Below are 19,988 nucleotides of genomic sequence, written 5' to 3' on the forward strand. Positions count from 1 at the left end.
CACGCTGCCAATGAAAAACGCGCTGCTTGCAGCGCGTTTTTTTATGTCTGGATGACAAGAGAGGGTCAGTTATCTGCCGGCTTGGTCTTTTCTGCCAGCATGGCCGAAAGGCTGGCCAGCCGCGATTTGCCTTCGCTCTTGCTGACAATGGGTTCGGCACCGGGGCGGCCAAAGTGGCGCAGGTCGCTGCCGTCGATTTCGGCAATGAAGCGTGATGGTTCGACAAACTGCCATTCGCCCGCACGGCGGCGTTTCACACAGTAGGAGAGGGTGAGCATGCGCTGGGCGCGGGTGATGCCCACGTACATCAGCCGCCGTTCTTCTTCCACCATGCCGTTATCCACCGATTCGCTGTGCGGCAGAATGCCTTCTTCAGTTCCCACCAGGAAGACATACGGATACTCCAGCCCCTTGGATGCGTGCAGGGTGGACATTTTCACCGCATCCACTTCGCCTTCGTCGCGGCCTTCCAACATGGTGATCAGGGCGATGGTCTGTGACAGCTCGATCAGGTTCTTGCCATCGGCCTCGCCCTTCTTGGCCAGCCATGCCACCAGCTCCAGCACGTTTTTCCATTTGGTTTCGGCAATGCGCGGGCTGTCCTCGCTGTCATACAGCCAGGCTTCATAGCCGATGGCCTTGACCAGTTCCATGGCCAGTTCGCCAGCCGGTTCACGGATGACACGGTATTGCAGGCGGTTGATGAAGTCGCAGAACTGGCTGAGCGGTTCCAGCTGGGTATTTTGCACTTGTACCCGGAAACCCGGTTCGAAGGCGCTGGCAAACAGGCTTTTGCCGCACTGACCGGCCCAGCCGCCCAGTTTTTCCAGTGTCCCGGCTCCTACGCCGCGTTTGGGCGTGGTGACGGCGCGGATGAAGGCCGGGTCGTCATCCGGGTTGGTCAGCAGGCGCAGATAGGCCAGTACGTCCTTGATTTCCGGCTTGTCGAAGAAGCTTTGTCCGCCGGCCATCTGGTAGGGAATACGCTGGTTGCGCAACGCCTGTTCAAAAATGCGCGCCTGATAGTTGCCACGGTACAGGATGGCGTAGTCCTTGAACTCGGTACGGTATTCAAACTTGTGCGCCAGCAAGCGTTGCACCACCAGTTCGGCCTCGTGTTCTTCGTCCTTGCATTGCACTACGTGGATGGGTTCGCCCAGGCCCAGTTCGCTCCACAGCTGCTTTTCAAACAGCTTGGGGTTATTGGAAATTACCGAGTTGGCGGCGCGCAGGATACGCGCGGTGGAACGGTAGTTCTGCTCCAGCTTGATGATGCGTAGCTGCGGGTAGTCTTGTTGCAGCAGGCGCAGGTTTTCCATATTGGCACCGCGCCAGGCGTAGATGGACTGGTCGTCATCGCCCACGGCGGTGAACTGGCCGCGCACCCCGGCCAGCAGCTTCACCATCTGGTACTGGCAGGTGTTGGTATCCTGATATTCGTCGATCAGCAGGTAATGCAGCTTGCCCTGCCACTTGAGCAGCACTTCCGGGTGGGTCTTGAACAGCTGTACCGGCAGGCGGATGAGATCGTCAAAATCCACCGCCTGATACGCCGTCAGCGTGTCCTGATAGGCCAGATAGGTGCGCGCGCAGATGCTTTCCCATTCGCCTTCTGCCTCAACCAGCATCTGGTCCGGGCCTTTCAGGTCGTTTTTCCATAGCGATATCTGGCTTTGCACCTTGCGCACTTCGTCCTTGTGCGTGCTTTTCAGGATGTCAGCGATGATCTTGCCGGCATCGAAGGCATCCAGAATGGAAAACTGTGGCTTGTAGCCGAGGTGAGTGGCTTCCTGGCGCAGTATCTGCATGCCAAGCGAGTGGAAGGTGGACACGGTAATGCCGCGGATTTCCTGGGCGGTGAGCAGCTTGCCCACCCGTTCCAGCATTTCGCGCGCGGCCTTGTTGGTAAAGGTGATGGCAGCGATATGCCGTGCCGGGATATTGCCGTGGCGGATCAGGTGGGTGATCTTGTAGGTAATCACCCGCGTTTTGCCGGAGCCTGCACCAGCCAGTACCAGCAAGGGACCGTCGAGGTGATGGATTGCTTCGCGTTGCGGCGGATTAAGCTGTGGTGCGGCCATGGGTGGAATTCCGGCAATGAAGGCAGACGCTGGCAGAAACGCTCAGCAGCGTTGCATGGTGGTAACCAAGGTGCTGCATTGTAGCATGCGGTATCATGTGGCTCCCGGCGGCTGGCCCCGGCTTGGCCTGTCGCACTGTCCGAGGTGAAGATGGCAACATACGCAATTGGCGACATTCAGGGCTGTTTCGGCCCATTTCAGCAACTGCTGCGGCAGATTGACTTCAATCCCGGCAAGGACACGTTGTGGTTGACCGGCGACCTGGTCAATCGTGGGCCGGAATCCTTGCAGGTGCTGCGCTGGGTATTCCAGCAGCAGGACCGGGTGCAGATTGTATTGGGCAACCACGACCTGCACTTGCTGGCCGTGTCAGAAGGCTTTGGCAAGCTGCACCGCAGCGATACGGTGGAAGACATTCTCAATGCGGCGGATGGCAAGGTATTGCTGGACTGGCTGCGCTGTCAGCCCTTGATGATTGCCGAGCAGGGCTATGCCATGGTGCATGCCGGCCTGTTGCCCGAGTGGAGCATCGACCGGGCACTGCGTCTGGCGGAAGAGGTGGAAGATGGCCTGTCCGGCCCTTACTACCGCGAATTCCTGTCCCGGCTGTATGGCAACAAGCCGGTTCGCTGGTCGGATGAACTCAAGGGGGCCGAGCGCCTGCGCGTCATCGTCAACGCCATGACCCGCATGCGCTTCATTACCCGGGATGGTGAAATCGACCTTGCCTACAAGGGCGAGCGTGATGGTGCACCGGCCAACCTGATTCCCTGGTTCGAGGCCAAGGGGCGGCGCAGCAGCCATACCCCCATCATCTGCGGTCACTGGTCGGCGCTGGGCTTGCACCTGACCGAGGATGTTCTCGCCATCGACAGCGGCTGCCTGTGGGGCGGCAGCCTTACTGCACTTCGGCTGGAGGACAGGCAGACGTTTTCGCTGCCGTGCCCGGCGTATCGGGAAGTGGCAGCCTGAGCCCGAGGCAGACTTCGCGGAACGCACGTTCCGACAGGGCGAAGCGCGTGGTCAACTCGCCTTCGCCCGCCTTCATCGGCTGACCGTAGGTGAGGGCAACCTCCATCGCCGGCTGCGCCAGAATCAACTTGATGCTTTGCCAGAAGGTGGTGTCACCGGCATAAGCCGGTGCAGTGGTCAGGCTGCCATCCGGCAGTTGATAACGCATGGACACCGGCTGCACCGTGCTGCGCGAAGGCAGGGCGGCTTCAAACAGTGAGGCCTTGAACGGCAGGATGCCACGGCCATCCGAAGTGGTGGCCTCGGGGAACACTGCCATGCAGCTGCCCTTGCCCAGTGCGTCGGCCAAGAGCTGATTCACCCGGCTGGCATCGCGGCGGTTGCTGCGGTCGATGAACAGCGTACCGCCCGCATTCACCACCCAGCCAATCAGCGGCCAGGAGCGGATTTCACGCTTGGCGACAAAGCGCGAGACCGTGCAGCTGCTGAGCACGAAAATGTCCAGCCAGGACACATGATTGGCCACCAGCAGGGTATTGGGCGGATAAAAGCCCGGGTTCACCCCCTCCACCTTGACCGTGATGCCGAGAATCTTCAGCAAATGACCAGACCAGCGCCGGGTCACCACCGCACGCTCGGCCTGCGCCAGGCGCGGATAGCGGGTGGCAACAATGAAAATGCCCAGGGCAATGTGGCAAACCAGGCGCAGCAAACGGCTGGCGCGGGTGAAATAAGACGTAGAGGCAGTTGACTTCAAGATACGCGGCGCTTCATGTGCGGGTTTGAATGATTTGCCACTCTAGCATGGCTGACACAGCGGGCAATAGTAGGAACTCCGTTGGCCCTGCCGTATCTGATGAATCGGACTGCCACAAGCGCGACAGGGCTGCTCTTGCCGGTCGTAGACATAGTAATCCTGCTGGAAGTAACCCGACTTGCCTTCGGTATTCACAAAATCGCGCAGTGTGCTGCCGCCGGCCTCAATGGCCAGTGCCAGTACCCGCTTGATTTGTGTTGCCAGTCGCTGGCAATCGGCCAGGCTCAGCGCGCTGGCTTCGCGTGCCGGATGAATGCCGGAGTGGAACAGGGATTCGTTGGCGTAGATATTGCCCACGCCCACCACCACGTGGTTGTCCATGATGGCCAGCTTGATGGCGCTATTGCGCTTGCGGATGGCCGCATGCAGCACCGCGCCGTCAAACGCGTCGGACAAGGGTTCCGGGCCCAGCTTTTGCAGCAGCGGATGATGTTCCGGCGGGCCGACATGCCATAGCATGGCACCAAAACGGCGTGGGTCGCGGTAGCGCAGCACGTGGCTGCCCAGCTTCAGGTCGATGTGATCATGTTTTTGCGGCGGCGTATCGGCCGGGATATAACGCAAGCTGCCGGACATGCCCAGGTGGATCAGCAAGGTGCCGCTGTCGAAATGTATGAGCAGGTACTTGGCACGACGCGTGACTGCGCGTACTGTCAAACCGGCAAGGAGACTATCCAGCTGTGGTGGCACCGGCCAGCGCAAGCGGGCCTCGCGCACGATGGCACCGTGCAGGGTGGCGCCATCCAGATACGGCGCTACGCCGCGGCGGGTGGTTTCGACTTCCGGCAGTTCGGGCATGCTGCTTTCGCTTTCAGGACAAGATTGACTAGATCAAATAACCGAGCGTGCTATTCTACGCGCTCAACCGGCACAGACTCCATGCGAATGAAACCGCTGAATCGACCCCTTTCCCTGCTGCTGGTGCTGCTGTTGTCAGCCTGCACCAGCCTGAAGACGCCAACCCAGGTCAAAACGGCTGCAACTGCTGCCGAGCAAAGCGCGGATGAAGACACTACCGCAGTGGCCGAGGACAATTCCAATTTGCCGCGGGTAGAGCTGACCCCGCAAATCGTCTACGGTGTGCTGGCCAGTGAAATTGCTGCCCAGCGCGGTGCTGCCGCCTCGTCAGCGGTGACCTACCTCGATCTGGCCAGGCAAACGCGCGACCCCCGTCTGGCCCAGCGTGCAGCGGAATTCGCCCTGTTTACCGGCCAGCTGAAAGAAGCGGCCAATGCGCTGGAACTGTGGATGACGCTGGACCCGACATCGCAGATTCCGCGCGAGCAGCTGTTCATTACCATGTTGCGCGCAGGCAAGCTGGCTGAAAGCCAGCCGCTGGTGGAGGACCTGCTCAAACGTGAACCGCAGCGTGCACGTGATGTATTTGTCCAGCTGGCCAGACTCACCGCCCGCCAGGACGACAAGCAAGCGGCTTATACCCTGGTGAAGCGGCTGGCCAGCCAGTATCCCGATTTGCCCGAGGCACGCTTTGCCGTGATTGCCGTCGCTGCCGAAGTGAATGATGACGCCACCATTCAGCAGGAATTCGACCGGCTGGCGAAAGTCGCTCCCAAGTGGGACTTGCCGGTGGCCTGGCAAACCGACCGCCTGCGCCACATCCGGCTGGGGCAGGCCATCGACTTCTTGCAGCAGGAACTGGCACGACGCCCGGATGCCGGGCTGGAGTTACGCATGGCCTATCCGCGCCTGCTGGTGGGGGCCAAGCGCTTCCCCGAGGCCCGCGTCGCGTTTGAGGCCTTGCTCAAGCAAAACCCGGACAATCCCGACCTGCTCTATGCCACCGGCCTGCTGGCCTATCAGCTGCGCGACCTGGACGTTGCCGACCAGCGCCTGAGCGCCGCCCTGCAGCAAAAGCATCCGGAGGCCGACTTCATCCGTTTCAGCCTGGGACAGATTGCCGAAGAGCGGCAGGACAAGGCAGCCGCGCGGCAATGGTATGAAACCGTGGCCAGTGGCCAGCAATACCTGCCAGCCCAGGCGCGGCTGGCTGCACTGGATGCCGAGGCCGGCAAGCTGGATCAAGCCCTGCAAAGACTGGCACCGCTGGGGCAGGGCGAGCAGGAAAAAGTGCAAGTAGCCATGCAGCAGGCCGATCTGGCACGGCATGCCAAGCGCTATGACCTGTCCTATCGCATTCTCAGCCAGGCGCTGGAAAGCTGGCCGCGTTCCCCGGAATTGCTGTATGACCGCGCCCTGGTTTCCGACCAGCTGGGCAATCTGGGCGATGCCGAGCGCGACCTGAAAGCCTTGCTCAAGGAAAAGCCGGACGACACCCAGGCACTCAATGCCCTGGGTTACACCCTCACCAACCGCAGCAACCGTCATCAGGAAGCGCTGGGTTATATCGAGAGGGCGCTCAAGGCCGATCCGGAAAATCCGATGATCCAGGACAGCATGGGCTGGGTACTGTACAAGCTGGGCCGCACCGAAGCCGCGCTCAAGTACCTGCAACGCTCCTACGCTGCGCTGCCGGATAGCGAAGTGGCGGCCCATCTGGGTGAAGTCATGTGGAAGCTGGGCCGCAAGCAAGAGGCCGTCAGCCTGTGGCAGCAAGCGCTGGGCAAGGACCCGGATAATGAAGCCCTGCAAGATGCGCTCAAGCGCTTTCATCAGCCATGAAGCAGCGCCTTGCCCTGATGTGGCTCGCCGGCAGCCTGTTGCTGACCGGCTGCGCCACTGAAACCGTTTTCCGTCCTGCCGCCAGCGCGAGCAGCACCGCGCGCGATCAGGCCTTCAATGTCAGTGGCCGTATTTCGGTCAATATGGATGGCAAGGGCTCGGTCGGGCAGTTTGACTGGGCGCATCAGCCGGATGCAGACCAACTGTCCGTGAATAGCCCGCTGGGTACCACCGTGGCCAGGCTGCAGCGCAACCCGGCTGGTGTCAGCCTGCAAGCTGATGGCAAAACCTGGCAAGCCACGGATGTCGAATCACTCACCCAGGATGTACTGGGCTGGACACTGCCGCTGGGCAACCTGGTGTGGTGGATACGCGGCCTGCCGGCCCCGGATGCCCCGTACCAGTTCGCCGCCGATGGCAGCCTGGCGCAGCAGGGCTGGACCATCCGCTTTGTCAGCGATGCCGACGTACCTTCCCTTTACCCGAAGCGGGTGGACATGCAGCGCGACCGCCTCACCGTCCGCCTGTTGCCGCAAAACTGGCATTGAAGCCGCGCCCCGATTTTACGTATTCACCGAATCCGCTTTCGTATGAACCAAACATTCCATTCCTATCCTGCTCCGGCCAAACTCAACCTGCTGCTTCATATTGTGGGCAAGCGCGCTGACGGTTATCACCTGCTGGAGACGGTATTCCGCTTCATCGACTTCAGCGACACGGTGGAACTGTCCGTACGCGACGATGGGCAGATCGTGCTGCTCAACCCGATTGACGGTGTTGAGCCCGAGCAGGACCTTACCGTGCGTGCTGCGCGTTTGCTGCAACAAGCCAGTGGCGCTACCCGGGGAGCCAGCATTCGTCTGACCAAACGCATCCCGATGGGCGGTGGACTGGGGGGCGGAAGTTCGGATGCCGCCACTGTTTTGCTGGCGCTGAATCATTTGTGGCAGACAAATCTGTCGCGTGAAAAATTGATGGAACTGGGTTTGCAGCTGGGAGCAGACGTTCCGGTGTTTATTTTCGGCAAGAATGCGCTGGCTACCGGAATTGGTGAAAAACTGAATGAAATCAATCTCAAACCGGCATGGTATGTTGTAATTCATCCCGGGGTACATGTACCAACTGCAGAAATATTTAAGAAATTTGCAGGAAGGGTGTTGACAGAGGAAGGCAGCATCAGCATAATGCGAATCCTCGAAACAACGCAGCAACGACGAAACGAGCTGCAGCAAGTTGTTTCAGGGTTGTACCCGGCGGTGAATGAAGTACTGAGCGAGTTGAAAAAATATGGTTCGCCGCTGATGACTGGTTCCGGAGCATGTGTGTTCCTTGAGTGCCAGTCGAAGGAAGAAGCCGATAAAGTTTATCAGGCAATGTCCGGAAAATATAAGGGATTTGTTGCAGAGGGGCTGAATAGCCACCCCTTGTTGGACATTGTTTAAAAGTTTATTGGGGAGTCGCCAAGTGGTAAGGCACCGGATTTTGATTCCGGCATTCGTAGGTTCGATCCCTACCTCCCCAGCCAAGACTTTCTCTCAATAAGAGAGAGCATGAAAAAAGCGTGTAAGAATCCCTTACACGCTTTTTCTTTATCCTGCTAAGGCAAATGGAATCATGGCGTCATACGACAGTTTGATGGTATTTACCGGGACCGCTAACCCGGAACTCGCTCAAAACGTAGTCAAGCATCTGGATATCTCCCTGGGCCGTGCCGATGTCGGCAAGTTCAGCGATGGCGAAGTTGCTGTCGAACTGCTGGAGAATGTCCGCGGACGCGACGTGTTCATCCTGCAGTCCACCTGTGCTCCCACCAATGACAACCTGATGGAAATCCTGACCATGGCCGACGCGCTCAAGCGTGCTTCTGCCGGCCGGATCACCGCAGCCATTCCGTATTTTGGCTACGCCCGTCAGGATCGTCGTCCGCGTTCCGCCCGTGTGCCGATTTCCGCCAAGCTGGTGGCCAACATGCTGACCAGTGCCGGTATCGACCGCGTGCTGACCGTCGACCTGCATGCTGACCAGATCCAGGGCTTCTTCGACATCCCGGTAGACAACGTTTACGCCACCCCGGTACTGCTCAAGGACATCCGTTCCCAGCGCATCGACGACCTGATCGTGGTCAGCCCGGACGTGGGCGGTGTGGTACGTGCCCGTGCCATGGCCAAGGCGCTGAACACCGATCTGGCAATCATCGACAAGCGTCGTCCCAAGGCCAATGTGGCCGAGGTGATGAACATCATCGGTGATGTATCCGGTCGCACCTGTCTGATCGTGGATGACATGATCGACACCGCCAATACCCTGTGCAAGGCCGCTTCTGCGCTGAAAGAGCGCGGTGCCCAGCGCGTACTGGCCTATGCCACCCATGCGATTTTCTCCGGCCAGGCCGTGGATCGCATCAAGAATTCCGACATCGACATGGTCGTTGTCACTGACACCATTCCGTTGACTGCACAGGCCCTGGCCTGCCCGAACATCCGGGTTGCCAGCATCGCCGGCCTGCTGGCCGAGACGCTGCGCCGCATCAACAACGAGGAATCGGTGTCCTACCTCTTCAATGAGGAACTGGTTTCGTCGGGCGCTTGCCTGCCGTAACATCAGGCCCGCTGGTCGCGGCGGGGCTGGTGCCTTTAACTTGAAATACTGGAGTATTACATGTCTTACGAACTGATCGCCGCCAAGCGCGAAGAGATGGGTACTGGTGCGAGCCGCCGCCTGCGTCACGCTGGCAAACTGCCGGCCGTGGTATACGGCAATGGCGCTGCTGAGTCCATCGTTCTGGACCACAACACCATTTTTTACGCACTGAAGGAAGAAGCTTTCCACTCTGCGATCCTGGATCTGGTTATCGACGGCCAGAAGCAAGCTGTCATCCTGCGTGACTTCCAGAACCACCCGTACAAACAGCAAGTTCTGCACATTGATTTCCAACGTGTTGACCTGAGCCAGAAAGTACACGTAAAGATTCAACTGCACTTCGTTAACGCCGACCAATCGGAAGCCGTTAAGCTGCAAGGCGCCAAGATCAGCCACATCATCAATGAAGTGGAAGTTCGCGCACTGCCGGGCGACCTGCCGAAGTTCATCGAAGTTGACCTGTCCGCCATCAAGGCTGGCGAAGCTGTTCACCTGTCCGACCTGAAACTGCCGGCTGGTGTTGAAATCACCGCTCTGGTACGTGGTGAAGACGCCGCTATCGCTCTGGCCAACGCCTAAGCACTAGTGTTTGTCTGAACAAGGGCTCGTTGTGAGGCTTAGGCCTGCAGCGGGCCTTTTTACTGGAAAATCCGATCATGTCCTCCATTCGCATGATTGTCGGTCTGGGCAACCCCGGGCCGGAATATGAAAGAACCCGTCATAACGCCGGTTTCTGGCTGCTGGACGAGCTGTGCTGGAAATACAAGGGCAACTGGCGGACAGAAGGCAAGTTTCACGGTGATATTGCCCGTGTTGCGATAGAAGGTCAGGATATCTGGCTGCTCAAGCCGATGACCTTCATGAACCTGTCCGGGCAGGCGGTACTGGCGCTGGCGCATTTCTACAAGATTCTGCCTGATGAAATCCTGGTGGTGCATGACGAGCTGGACCTGCCGCCGGGTACGGCCCGCCTGAAGCAGGGCGGTGGCCATGGCGGTCATAACGGCCTGAAAGACATCGCGGCCCGTCTGGGTTCTCCCGCTTTCTGGCGTTTGCGTCTAGGCATCGGCCATCCGGGCGACCGCAACGAAGTGGCGAATTTTGTGCTGAAAAAGCCGCGTGCCGAAGAACAGAGCGCCATCGACGACGCCGTGCTCAAGGCACAGACCTACCTGCCGCTGGCCATTGCCGGCAACATGGCGATGGCGATGAAAGAGCTGCATACTGCAGCCAAGTGATTTCACGGGCCGGACCACATGCCGGCCTGCATCTTAGTGAACCTAATCAAGGAATGCTGACATGAGTCTGAAGTGCGGTATTGTTGGCCTGCCCAATGTTGGCAAGTCCACCCTGTTCAATGCGCTGACCAAGGCCGGTATCGAGGCCGCCAACTATCCTTTCTGCACCATCGAGCCCAATGTGGGCATCGTGGAAGTGCCGGACCCGCGTCTGGCCGAGCTGGCCAAGATCATCAACCCGCAAAAAATCCAGCCGGCCATCGTCGAGTTTGTCGACATTGCCGGTCTGGTAGCCGGTGCTTCCAAGGGTGAAGGCCTGGGTAACCAGTTCCTGGCCAACATTCGCGAAACCGACGCCATCGTCAATGTGGTGCGCTGCTTTGACGACGACAACATCGTGCACGTGGCCGGCAAGGTAGACCCGATTGCCGACATCGAAACCATCGGCACCGAACTGGCGCTGGCCGACCTCTCCTCGGTAGAAAAAGCCATGCAGCGCGAAGGCAAGAAAGCCAAGTCCGGTGACAAGGACGCCCGCGCACTGATCGCCGTACTGGAAAAGCTGGTGCCGCATCTGGACCAGGGCCAGCCGGTGCGCTCGCTGGAGCTGTCCGACGAAGAAAAGGCCATCCTCAAGCCGCTGTGCCTGCTCACCATCAAGCCGGCCATGTATGTGGCCAATGTGTCGGAAGACGGCTTCAGCAACAACCCCTACCTGGACAAGCTGCAGGCACTGGGCGAGCGTGAAGGCGCGCCGGTGGTTGCCTTGTGTGCGGCCATCGAAAGCGAAATTGCCGACCTGGACGATGCCGACAAGGCTGAATTCCTGGCCGAAATGGGCCTGGAAGAGCCGGGTCTGGACCGTCTGATCCGTGCCGGCTACAAGCTGCTGGGCCTGCAAACCTACTTCACCGCCGGTGTGAAGGAAGTACGCGCCTGGACCATCCACGTGGGCGACACCGCACCGCAGGCTGCCGGTGTGATCCACACCGACTTCGAACGCGGCTTCATCCGTGCGCAAACCATTGCCTACAACGACTTCATCACCCTGGGTGGCGAAGCCAAGGCCAAGGAAGCCGGCAAGATGCGTTCCGAAGGCAAGGAATACGTGGTGCAGGATGGTGACGTGATGAACTTCCTGTTCAACGTCTGATCAGCCTCACCCACGCCCAATCAAAAACGCCCCCGGATGCCAAGTCCGGGGGCGTTTTTGATTGGCTGGCGTCTAACGGCCCCGGTTGGCGCAGCGGATGATGGCAAGGTCGCCGTGCTGGCGCAGGCAGTAGCGCAGGTCAAGCCGGGGGCCGGGCAGGCGCATGTGGCCTTGTCCTGCTTTGGCTTCCGGTGACGATGCCGGTGCCGCCGTGGCAGCAGGGGCAGCAGCAGGGGCTGGTGCTGTGCTGGCCGGAGGCATGCTTGCGGCCGGGCTTGTTGCCTTGCTGGCTGGTGCAGGTGCTGTGCTGGCCTGCTGCTCGGCCGCTGTCGGCATGGCCGGCGCAGCTTCCGGCGCTGGTGCAACTGGTGCGGGCCTGTTGTTCATCCCCGACATGAGGCCCGGCAGGTTCAGCGGCTGGCCATTGGCTTTTACCCCGTTGCGATCAATCAGCAGGCTGCTGCTGATGACCTTGCCATCGTTCTTGATCAGTCCCTGCGTTTGCCATTGGGTCAGCATCATCTCGGCTTGTGCCTTGGCCTGGCTGGAAGGGGCCAGGGCGTCGAGCAGGCTGCGCTCGACCGCCAGGCTGGCTTTCAGCGTGCTGCGCTGCTGGCCTTGTGCAGCAAGCCAGGGCAGGGTGATGTCGGCGGCCTTGACGCCACTGCCATCAAAGCCGATGGAGAAACTGCCCTGGATAGTGCCCTTGGGCATGTGCAGCGACAGGCGTTGCAGATTGAAGGACGGGGATTGTGCCAGGAAGGCACCCATGTGCTTGTAGACCAGCGCCATGGATGCCTGATGTATGGCGGCGGGATTGTTGCGCAGGTCGGCACGGCTGGCCAGTGCCATGGTGTCGGCTTGCCAGGCAAGCAAGGCCTGCTTGTTGAGGTTGTTGTAGCTGAAGTCGAGGTCGATATTGTCCTGCTCCTGCGGGGGCAGGCCGGGAGGGGATAGCTTGAGGCTGTCCAGATGAGTCAGGTAGCTGATGTCGAAATTGCCACCCTTGTCATCCAGTTTGATCTCCATGCGGCTTGGGCCCACCTGGGCCAGCGGCGTGGCACCAGCCAGCAGGCTGGCACCGCCCAGTTGCTGCTTCATTTGTGAGGCCCATGCGGCATCGGGCTGATTGAAAGCGCTCACCTGGCCATTGAGCTTCAGATCATTCATGCGCAGGACCAGGCCATTATTGCCACTGTTGGCGGCGAGGAAGCTGAAGGTGGGCAGTGTGAAGTCGTAGCTTACCGGCTCGCCTTCTTTGGTGTGTGCCTTGCCTTCGATGCTGAAGGTGAAGGTACCGGCCGCCGTGTTGACGATGACGTCATGGCCGGCAAGATGGCTTTCATTGCTGCCATCGGTCTTACGGATGCTTTCCAGCGTCAGCGGCAGGGGCAGGCCTGGTTTGCCTTGTTCATCCACTGGCGTGAAGCTGATGTCGGTGCGGGACCAGCGGATGAAAGGCAGCGGCAACTGCTTGATCTTGTAGTCCAGCTGAATCACCTGTACCTGGCTGCCGATGGGCAGCTTCAGTTGCACCCTGGCAGTGGAGGTGAACCAGCCACGGTCGAACTGTTGCAGGCTGAGCATGGAACCACCAGCCTTGTCGGCCATCGTGGCAAAGTCACTGCGCATTTTTTCTTCATAGCGCATGCCGACAATGCCGGGGGCAATGGCACACCATCCCGCCACCGCGAGGCCTACTAGCGCTGCGCTTATCTTGATTGCCTTCATTGCATCTCCCTGTGGCGCTGAATGACATACGCCTATCGCTGACATGTTTGCCAGACTATCAGGGGAAGGAAGGCCGCACCAGCCCGCTTTTGCATTGCCGGCAGCACATGCCGGGGAACATCCGGGTGTCCATGCCCTGGCATTCCGGGCAAAATGGAGCGTTTGTTGCCGGACAATCCCCAGCCGATCCATCTTGGAGCCGTTCATGTTTCATTTTTCGCAGCCTTTACCGCTACCCCTGCTGGCACTGATTGCCGCAGCCGGCCTGTATGCCGGCATCCAGAATGCGCTGGCGGGAGGCGGCTCCTTCATTACCTTTCCCGCCTTGCTGCTGGCCGGGCTCAACCCGCTGGCGGCCAATATGAGCAGCACCATTGCGCTGTTTCCCAGCCAGATCACCTCGGCGCTGGCCGGGCGCAAGCTGGTGGGTGGCGTGGGGCCGGTACCGTTTCGTCATCTGTTTGTTGTCAGCCTGATTGGCGGCGTATTGGGTGCCTTGCTGCTGCTCTCCACCCCGGTCAGCATCTTTACCCGGCTGGTTCCGTGGCTGGTGCTGTTTGCCACCAGCGTGTTTGCCTGGGGCAGTTTCCGTCGCAAGCCGGTGGTGGACCCGGAGGCGCCGCCGCGGCACTTGCCCACCCCGCTGTTGCTGCTGATTCAGGGTGCAATTGCGGTGTATGGTGGTTATTTTGGTGGCGGTATCGGTTTCCTGATGCTGGCGGCACTCACCATTGCCGGCCAGCAGGTGCGTATGGCCACTGCCACCAAGAACGCACTGGCCATGACCATGAATGCATCGGCAGTGGCCATTTTCGCCATGTCGCCACAAATCAACTGGGCTGCGGTGCTGGCCTTGGGGGCTGGCGGCATTGCCGGTGGCGTGGTGGGCGGCTGGCTGATGCACCGTTTGCCGGAGCGCCAGTTGCGCGCCTTTGTGGTGGTGGTGGGAACCGCACTGACAATATGGCTGTTTATCCGCTGAGGCTGGAGTATGCTGGCGACTTCTGTCCCCGCCAGCCCGTTACGGCCTGCCACCTGGTTGGCGGAAGGTTTCTGTTTTCATAATCTGATGGATGATCTGTAATGAAAAAAATCCTGTGTGCGTCCCTGTTTGCCGCTTTTGCCAGCCATGCCATGGCTGCTGACCTGCTGGATACCGTCAAGCAGCGCGGTACCCTGAAAATTGCCGTGGAAGGCACTTACCCGCCCTTCACCTTCAAGGATGCCCAGCAGAACCTGACCGGTTTTGATGTGGAAGTGGCCACCGAAGTGGCCAAGCGACTGAAAGTGAAGCCGGAATTCACCACCGGCGAGTGGAGCGGTCTGCTGGCTGGCCTGCAGGCAGGCAAGTTTGACGTGGTGGTCAACCAGGTGGGCATTACCGACAAGCGCAAGGAAACCTTCGACTTTTCCCAGCCCTACACCTTCTCCAGTGCCCAGTTGATCGTCCGCAAGAACGAGACGCGCGTATTCAAGTCGCTGGATGACCTGAAAGGCAAGAAAGTGGGCGTGGGCCAGGGCAGCAACTACGCTGACATGGTCAAGGCAGTGAACGGTATCGAGGTGAAGGTATACCCGTCTGCGCCGGAAAACCTGCAAGACCTGGCCTCTGGCCGGATTGACGCGGCACTCAACGACAGCCTGCTGATTCCGTTTGCCATCAAGCAAGCCAAGTTGCCGCTGAAGGCTGGTCATCCGGTAGGCGATGTCACCACCATGGGCATTCCGTTTGCCAAGAACAACCCCAAGTTCAAGCAGGCGGTGGACAAGGCACTGAATGACATGAAGGCCGATGGCAGCTTCAAGAAGATTTCGGTGAAATGGTTCGGCATCGACGTGTCCAAGGCACCGACTGCCGCCAAGTAAGCAGGACTGGCCCCGTGCGGCCATCGTGTTTTGCCTTCAGTACCATTAGAATGTGCTGATTGCTGCGCCCCTGCCGGTCAGGGGCGCAGGTGTTTCTGAATGGGGATAAAAACATGGAGTGGGCAGATCTGATTGCGGCGGCCCTGCCGGTAATGCTGAAAGGGGCGCTGTACACGCTGATGTTTGCCGTGGTGGCCATGGTGCTGGGCTTGCTGCTGGGCTTCGTGGTGGCCTTGCTGCGGGTGGGCAAGGTGCCGGTGCTGTCGCAGCTGGTGGCTTTTTACGTCAGCGCCATGCGCGGCACCCCCCTGCTGGTGCAGATTTTTGTGATCTATTACGGCTTGCCCGGCATCGGTATCGAACTGGACCCGGTACCGGCAGGCATCATCGCCCTGACCTTGAATGTGGCGGCTTATCTGTCGGAAAGCCTGCGTGGCGGCATTGCCGGGGTGGAGCGTGGCCAGTGGGATGCCGGGCTGTCGCTGGGTTTCAGCTGGTGGCAGACCATGCGCTACATCGTGGCACCGCAGGCTTTGCGCCTGTCCGTGCCCAGCCTGTCCAATTCGCTGATCAGCCTGATCAAGGACACCTCGCTGGTGTCTGTCATTACCGTTACCGAGCTGATGCTGGCCACCAAGGAAGTGATTGCCCAGACCTTTCAGCCGCTGCCGCTCTATCTGGGTGCTGCAGCACTGTACTGGGTGATGAGTGCCAGCTTCGAGCGCCTGCAAAAGCGGGTGGAGCGCAAGCTGGACATGGCACATCAGCGCTGAATGCGCTACTGGCCAATAAAAATCCCCGCACAAGGCGGGGATTTTCATGACTGGCCTGTCACTCAGGCGTGGCGGTACATGCTTTCTATCAAGGCCTGACAGCGCTGGCTGATGACCTTGCGGCGCAGCTTCAGTGTGGGAGCCAGTTCGCCGGCGTCCACACACCAGGGCTTGTCCAGCAGGGCAAACTTCTTGATGTGCTCCCAGCTGCCAAAGTGGCGGTTGAAGCGCTTGATCTCGCGTTCTATCAGTTCCACGATGCGCGGATGCAGCCGCATTTCACTATGGCTGGTATAGGTGATGCCCTGTTCCTGGCACCATTCCTGCAGCTTTTCATACAGCGGCACAATCAGCGCGGCAGCGAATTTCTGCCCATCGCCCACCACCATGATCTGGTCAATATAGGCCGACTCCTTCAGCTTGTTTTCCAGTAGCTGCGGCGCGATGTACTTGCCATTGCTGGTCTTGAACATTTCCTTCTTGCGGTCGGTAATGCGCAGATAGCCCTGTTCCAGCACGCCGATGTCCCCGGTATGCAGCCAGCCCTGTTGCAGGGTTTCGGCAGTGAGTTCCGGCTCGCGGTAATAGCCCACCATCACATTGGGGCCGCGCACCAGGATTTCGCCATCTTCGGCCAGTTTCAGTTCCACACCTTGCAGGGCGATGCCGACGCTGCCAATGCGTACCTTGTCTGGCGAAAAGGGATTGGCAGTGATCACCGGCGCGGCTTCCGTCATGCCATAGCCTTCGGCCACAGCAATGCCGCTGGCCCATAGCAGTCGTGCCAGACGCGGTTGCAAGGCAGCAGAGCCCACATTCACCCAGCGTAACTCGCCACCCATGGCTGCGCGCCATTTGCGGTATACCAGACGGTCGGCAATGGCATGCCGGATGGCGGCCAGACCGCGTGGCGGCTGGTTCGGTTCGTAGGCTTCGGCCCGTGCCAGTGCCCACAGATAAAAGCGGCGTTGCCAGCCCTTGAGCGTGGCAGCCCTGGCGTGCAGCTTTTCATGCACTTTCTCCAGCACGCGGGGAACCGCGCTGAAGGTGTGCGGGCGGACTTCGGCCAGGCTGCCGGACAGCGCCTCGACGCTGGAAAAATACACGCCGCTGCCGGTCAGCAGGTAATACAGCACGCCGGCGCGCTCGAAAATGTGTGACAGCGGTAAAAAGCTCAGCGCCCGGCACTGGCCGGCGGGCAGGCGGGTATGATCTGCCGTGGCGGTGACGGTGCTGACCACATTGCGGTGGGACAGCATCACGCCCTTGGCGCGGCCGGTGGTGCCGGAGGTATAAATGATGGTGAACACATCATCCGGCTGGATGCTGTTACGCAGCAGCGCCAGTTGCTGCAGCTTGCCCTGGCGTCCGGCATCGCGCAGCGCCGTCCAGCATGGCAGGCCGTCTAGCGGTTTGAGCCCATAGCAAGGGCAGGGGCGGCCACAGAGCGCCTGTTCCAGCTTGCGCTGCAATGCGCTGCTGCCGACAAACGCCAGCTTGACCGCGGCATGCTCCAGGATATAGCGTGCATCTTCCAGCGTGCAGGTAGGGTAGAGCGGTACGCTGATGGCACCGATCTGCTGCAGGGCAAAGTCGACAATCACCCATTCGGGGCAGTTGTCGGCAGCAATGGCCACGGTATCGCCACGCTGAATGCCTTGTTGCAACAAACCCAGGCTGAGTGCATTGACAGCCTCCATCACGGTGCTGCTGCTCATGGATTGCCACTTTCCGTCGACTTTGCCACTCAGGCAATCTGGCCGCGGCAGGCTTTCCAATTGATGAAAGAGGATGTCAAAAGCGCGTTCTAGCTTCATTCGTACAAATGTTTGATTCAAGGACGGCGCAAATTAGCCCTATTCCCTTGCGGTGTAAAGAAAATTGCGGTCTGTTTTTGGGAATAATCAATAAATTGCCGGTAAAGTGCCGGTTTCAGTCATGATCGTGCAGTTATTCATGCCATTGGTATCACTCGGTCGTCGGGCGCTAACTGTCGTCCTGATCAGGGTGTCACTGGCACAGGACCACCAGGAACAATAATGAAATTTGCCACCAAGACCATCCATTCCGGCTATGACAGCAGCCAGCACTGCAAGTCGGTCATGCCTCCCATTTATCAAACCTCGGCCTTTGAATTTGCCGAAGTCGGCGAGCAACTGCCATTTGCCTATGCCCGCACCGGTACGCCTACTCGCGCTGCGCTGGAAAGCTGCCTGGCCAGTCTGGAAAACGCCAGGCACGGCCTGGCTTTTGCCAGCGGCATGGCTGCCATTGATGCCGTGTTGCGCGCCACGCTGAAACCGGGTGACGAAGTGATTGCCGTGGCCGACCTGTACGGTGGCGCTTATCGCCTGCTCACCAAGGTGATGGCACCGGCCGGTATCACGGTGACTTTTGTCGACCTGACCGACCCGGCCAATTTGCAGCAAGCCATCAGCGCGCGCACCAAGCTGCTGTGGCTGGAGTCGCCCACCAACCCGCTGCTGAACCTGGTGGACATCACCGCCTTGTCTGCCATTGCGCACCAGCATGGCGCGGTGGTGGCGGTGGACAGCACCTTTGCCACACCGTATCTGCAGAACCCCATCGACCTGGGCGCCGACATCGTGGTGCATTCCGCCACCAAATACCTGGGCGGCCATTCCGACGTATTGCTGGGACTGGTGGCGGTCAGCGACGACAAACTGTTTGCCGACATCAAGTTCATCCAGAACTCGGCCGGTGGCGTGCCGGGGCCGCAGGATTGCTTCCTCACCCTGCGCGGCATCAAAACCCTGCACCTGCGCATGGACCGCCACTGCGACAATGCCGAACAAGTAGCGGCCTTCCTGCAGGGCCATCCCAAGGTGGAAAAAGTATTCTTCCCCGGCTTTGCCGACCATCCCGGTCATGACATCGCCAAACAACAGATGCGTCGCTTTGGCGGCATCGTCACCATCTGGCTGAAAGAAGACACCCGTGCCGAAGCCAGCCGGGTGGCCAGCAAGCTGCAGCTGTTTGCACTGGCCGAATCGCTGGGTGGGGTGGAATCGCTGGTCAACCACAGCTACACCATGTCGCACGGCGGTATGCCACCGGAGCAGAAAGCTGCACTGGGCATCCGTGAAGGCGGCCTGCGCCTGTCCATCGGCGTGGAAGATATCGAAGACATTCTGGCGGATCTGGCACAGGCACTGGCCGATTAAGCCGTCATGAGGTGAAACGGGCTGCGCGGCAAGCCGGGTCTGGCTTGTTGTGGCGGCCCTGATGCGGTAAATTACCTGAGTAAATTACTAAGGTATTACTCATGAGCGCCCCCGCAGCAGAAAAATACACCACCCAGACCATTCTTTCCTTGCAGCACTGGAGTGAAAAGCTGTTCAGCTTTCGCCTGAGCCGCCCTGAATCCTGGCGTTTTGTCCCCGGCCAGTTTGCCCGGCTGGGCCTGCCGCTGGAAAACGGCGGCATGGTGTGGCGGGCATATTCCATGACTTCCGCCAGTTGGGACGAGCATCTGGAGTTTTTCTCCATCGTGGTGCCGGACGGGCTGTTCACCTCACGCCTGGCGCGTTTGCAGGTGGGTGACACGGTATTGCTGGACAACAAGGCCAACGGTTTCTTCACCGTGGACCGTCTGCCCGATGGTGATGACCTGTGGCTGCTGGCTACCGGTACAGGTCTGGCACCCTATCTGTCCATCCTGCAGCAACCCGAGGTGTGGCAGCGTTTTGCCCATATCGTACTGGTGCACTGTGTGCGTGAGGTCAGCGAACTGGCCTACCGCAGCGAGATTGATGCGCTGCGCCAGCACCCCTTGTGGGCGGAGTGGGGCGACCGGCTGCACTATGTGCCGGTGGTAACTCGTCAGGCCGAACCCGGCATGTTGCAACAGCGCATCCCCGCCTTGCTGGCCAGCGGTGAGCTGGCCGAGGCTACCGGCCTGCCGCTGACAGTGGAGCGTACGCGCTTCATGATCTGTGGCAATCCGGCCATGGTGGAGGACACCCACCGCCAGCTGATGAAAATGGGCTTCCGCCTGAGCCGGCTGAGTGCTCCCGGTCATCTGGTGCTGGAGAACGGCTGGTAAGTCAAAACAAA

At 59.8% G+C, this 19,988-nt stretch carries 18 protein-coding genes and 1 tRNA gene; 14 read left to right on the plus strand and 5 right to left on the minus strand.

From position 1 onward, the window contains the following. Nucleotides 1-65: 65 nt before the first annotated feature. Nucleotides 66-2,081, minus strand: a complete 2,016-nt coding sequence (locus tag DKK66_RS10005) for a UvrD-helicase domain-containing protein (RefSeq protein WP_045846697.1) — start codon at nt 2,079-2,081, stop codon at nt 66-68. Between the two features lie 150 nt (nt 2,082-2,231). Here DKK66_RS10005 and DKK66_RS10010 point away from each other — a divergent pair, with 150 nt between their 5' ends. Next, the gene (locus tag DKK66_RS10010; RefSeq protein ID WP_045846696.1) at nt 2,232-3,053 is read left to right on the plus strand and encodes a symmetrical bis(5'-nucleosyl)-tetraphosphatase; all 822 of its coding nucleotides are present in this window, start codon (nt 2,232-2,234) and stop codon (nt 3,051-3,053) included. Here the strand turns inward: DKK66_RS10010 and DKK66_RS10015 are convergent. Both DKK66_RS10015 and mutM read right to left on the minus strand, forming a co-directional pair. Continuing rightward, nucleotides 2,980-3,810, minus strand: a complete 831-nt coding sequence (locus DKK66_RS10015) for a 1-acyl-sn-glycerol-3-phosphate acyltransferase (protein WP_045846695.1) — start codon at nt 3,808-3,810, stop codon at nt 2,980-2,982. The two genes, DKK66_RS10010 and DKK66_RS10015, sit on opposite strands and share 74 nt — an antisense overlap. A 42-nt stretch (nt 3,811-3,852) precedes the next feature. Next, a complete protein-coding gene (mutM, locus tag DKK66_RS10020) occupies nt 3,853-4,668 on the minus strand; it encodes a bifunctional DNA-formamidopyrimidine glycosylase/DNA-(apurinic or apyrimidinic site) lyase (protein WP_131357651.1) in 816 nt (271 codons plus the stop codon). Between the two features lie 87 nt (nt 4,669-4,755). Between mutM and DKK66_RS10025 the strand changes: the two genes are divergently transcribed. The 8 genes from DKK66_RS10025 to ychF all read left to right on the plus strand — a co-directional run bounded on the left by DKK66_RS10025 (nt 4,756) and on the right by ychF (nt 11,541). After that, complete coding sequence (locus DKK66_RS10025; protein WP_242673470.1) at nt 4,756-6,510, plus strand: tetratricopeptide repeat protein; 1,755 nt, start codon at nt 4,756-4,758, stop codon at nt 6,508-6,510. Beyond that, nucleotides 6,507-7,058: a lipoprotein insertase outer membrane protein LolB gene (gene lolB, locus DKK66_RS10030; protein WP_131357661.1), complete on the plus strand. Its 552-nt coding sequence runs from the start codon at nt 6,507-6,509 to the stop codon at nt 7,056-7,058. Before DKK66_RS10025 ends, lolB begins: the two co-directional genes overlap by 4 nt. Before the next feature lie 42 nt (nt 7,059-7,100). After that, a complete protein-coding gene (gene ispE, locus DKK66_RS10035; protein ID WP_131357664.1) occupies nt 7,101-7,952 on the plus strand; it encodes a 4-(cytidine 5'-diphospho)-2-C-methyl-D-erythritol kinase in 852 nt (283 codons plus the stop codon). A gap of 8 nt (nt 7,953-7,960) precedes the next feature. Beyond that, nucleotides 7,961-8,035 (plus strand) — tRNA-Gln (locus DKK66_RS10040). A gap of 89 nt (nt 8,036-8,124) precedes the next feature. Further along, a complete protein-coding gene (locus DKK66_RS10045) occupies nt 8,125-9,108 on the plus strand; it encodes a ribose-phosphate pyrophosphokinase (RefSeq protein WP_045846690.1) in 984 nt (327 codons plus the stop codon). 60 nt (nt 9,109-9,168) lie between these two features. Then, the gene (locus DKK66_RS10050; protein ID WP_045846689.1) at nt 9,169-9,729 is read left to right on the plus strand and encodes a 50S ribosomal protein L25/general stress protein Ctc; all 561 of its coding nucleotides are present in this window, start codon (nt 9,169-9,171) and stop codon (nt 9,727-9,729) included. Nucleotides 9,730-9,803: 74 nt separating this feature from the next. Beyond that, entirely contained in the window at nt 9,804-10,388 is a 585-nt protein-coding gene (gene pth, locus DKK66_RS10055; RefSeq protein ID WP_197077171.1) for an aminoacyl-tRNA hydrolase, read from the plus strand. 61 nt (nt 10,389-10,449) lie between these two features. Continuing rightward, the gene (gene ychF / locus DKK66_RS10060; RefSeq protein WP_131357667.1) at nt 10,450-11,541 is read left to right on the plus strand and encodes a redox-regulated ATPase YchF; all 1,092 of its coding nucleotides are present in this window, start codon (nt 10,450-10,452) and stop codon (nt 11,539-11,541) included. A 72-nt stretch (nt 11,542-11,613) separates the two neighbouring features. Here the strand turns inward: ychF and DKK66_RS10065 are convergent, their stop codons facing one another. Continuing rightward, on the minus strand, nt 11,614-13,272 hold the full coding sequence (locus DKK66_RS10065; protein WP_165494149.1) for a DUF945 family protein: 1,659 nt from the start codon (nt 13,270-13,272) through the stop codon (nt 11,614-11,616). A 205-nt stretch (nt 13,273-13,477) separates the two neighbouring features. Here DKK66_RS10065 and DKK66_RS10070 point away from each other — a divergent pair, with 205 nt between their 5' ends. The 3 genes from DKK66_RS10070 to DKK66_RS10080 all read left to right on the plus strand — a co-directional run bounded on the left by DKK66_RS10070 (nt 13,478) and on the right by DKK66_RS10080 (nt 15,911). Next, nucleotides 13,478-14,254, plus strand: a complete 777-nt coding sequence (locus DKK66_RS10070; RefSeq protein WP_131357673.1) for a sulfite exporter TauE/SafE family protein — start codon at nt 13,478-13,480, stop codon at nt 14,252-14,254. Between the two features lie 101 nt (nt 14,255-14,355). Beyond that, on the plus strand, nt 14,356-15,138 hold the full coding sequence (locus DKK66_RS10075) for a transporter substrate-binding domain-containing protein (RefSeq protein WP_045846684.1): 783 nt from the start codon (nt 14,356-14,358) through the stop codon (nt 15,136-15,138). Nucleotides 15,139-15,251: 113 nt separating this feature from the next. After that, nucleotides 15,252-15,911, plus strand: a complete 660-nt coding sequence (locus tag DKK66_RS10080) for an amino acid ABC transporter permease (protein WP_062788883.1) — start codon at nt 15,252-15,254, stop codon at nt 15,909-15,911. A gap of 62 nt (nt 15,912-15,973) precedes the next feature. On the opposite strand, the gene DKK66_RS10085 is transcribed toward DKK66_RS10080, so the two are convergent. Continuing rightward, nucleotides 15,974-17,629: a long-chain fatty acid--CoA ligase gene (locus tag DKK66_RS10085; protein WP_242673471.1), complete on the minus strand. Its 1,656-nt coding sequence runs from the start codon at nt 17,627-17,629 to the stop codon at nt 15,974-15,976. A 321-nt stretch (nt 17,630-17,950) separates the two neighbouring features. On the opposite strand from DKK66_RS10085, the gene DKK66_RS10090 reads away from it, so the two are divergent. Together DKK66_RS10090 and DKK66_RS10095 are read left to right on the plus strand one after the other, a co-directional pair. Next, complete coding sequence (locus DKK66_RS10090; protein ID WP_131357679.1) at nt 17,951-19,096, plus strand: PLP-dependent aspartate aminotransferase family protein; 1,146 nt, start codon at nt 17,951-17,953, stop codon at nt 19,094-19,096. 101 nt (nt 19,097-19,197) lie between these two features. After that, a complete protein-coding gene (locus tag DKK66_RS10095; RefSeq protein WP_131357682.1) occupies nt 19,198-19,977 on the plus strand; it encodes a ferredoxin--NADP reductase in 780 nt (259 codons plus the stop codon). Nucleotides 19,978-19,988: the final 11 nt, after the last annotated feature.

The sequence above is a fragment of the Aquitalea sp. USM4 genome, from assembly GCF_004328945.1.
Lineage (GTDB): Bacteria > Pseudomonadota > Gammaproteobacteria > Burkholderiales > Chromobacteriaceae > Aquitalea > Aquitalea pelogenes.

Excerpts from the sequence above, each read along its gene's own strand:
- DKK66_RS10010 (WP_045846696.1), top strand. The coding sequence starts at position 2,232 with ATGGCAACATACGCAATTGGCGACATTCAGGGCTGTTTCGGCCCATTT.
- mutM (WP_131357651.1), bottom strand. The coding sequence starts at position 4,668 with ATGCCCGAACTGCCGGAAGTCGAAACCACCCGCCGCGGCGTAGCGCCG.
- DKK66_RS10075 (WP_045846684.1), top strand. The coding sequence starts at position 14,356 with ATGAAAAAAATCCTGTGTGCGTCCCTGTTTGCCGCTTTTGCCAGCCAT.
- ispE (WP_131357664.1), top strand. The coding sequence starts at position 7,101 with ATGAACCAAACATTCCATTCCTATCCTGCTCCGGCCAAACTCAACCTG.
- DKK66_RS10080 (WP_062788883.1), top strand. The coding sequence starts at position 15,252 with ATGGAGTGGGCAGATCTGATTGCGGCGGCCCTGCCGGTAATGCTGAAA.
- DKK66_RS10065 (WP_165494149.1), bottom strand. The coding sequence starts at position 13,272 with ATGAAGGCAATCAAGATAAGCGCAGCGCTAGTAGGCCTCGCGGTGGCG.
- lolB (WP_131357661.1), top strand. The coding sequence starts at position 6,507 with ATGAAGCAGCGCCTTGCCCTGATGTGGCTCGCCGGCAGCCTGTTGCTG.
- DKK66_RS10025 (WP_242673470.1), top strand. The coding sequence starts at position 4,756 with ATGAAACCGCTGAATCGACCCCTTTCCCTGCTGCTGGTGCTGCTGTTG.
- DKK66_RS10005 (WP_045846697.1), bottom strand. The coding sequence starts at position 2,081 with ATGGCCGCACCACAGCTTAATCCGCCGCAACGCGAAGCAATCCATCAC.
- DKK66_RS10090 (WP_131357679.1), top strand. The coding sequence starts at position 17,951 with ATGAAATTTGCCACCAAGACCATCCATTCCGGCTATGACAGCAGCCAG.
- DKK66_RS10045 (WP_045846690.1), top strand. The coding sequence starts at position 8,125 with ATGGCGTCATACGACAGTTTGATGGTATTTACCGGGACCGCTAACCCG.
- DKK66_RS10050 (WP_045846689.1), top strand. The coding sequence starts at position 9,169 with ATGTCTTACGAACTGATCGCCGCCAAGCGCGAAGAGATGGGTACTGGT.
- ychF (WP_131357667.1), top strand. The coding sequence starts at position 10,450 with ATGAGTCTGAAGTGCGGTATTGTTGGCCTGCCCAATGTTGGCAAGTCC.
- DKK66_RS10085 (WP_242673471.1), bottom strand. The coding sequence starts at position 17,629 with ATGAGCAGCAGCACCGTGATGGAGGCTGTCAATGCACTCAGCCTGGGT.
- DKK66_RS10095 (WP_131357682.1), top strand. The coding sequence starts at position 19,198 with ATGAGCGCCCCCGCAGCAGAAAAATACACCACCCAGACCATTCTTTCC.
- DKK66_RS10070 (WP_131357673.1), top strand. The coding sequence starts at position 13,478 with ATGTTTCATTTTTCGCAGCCTTTACCGCTACCCCTGCTGGCACTGATT.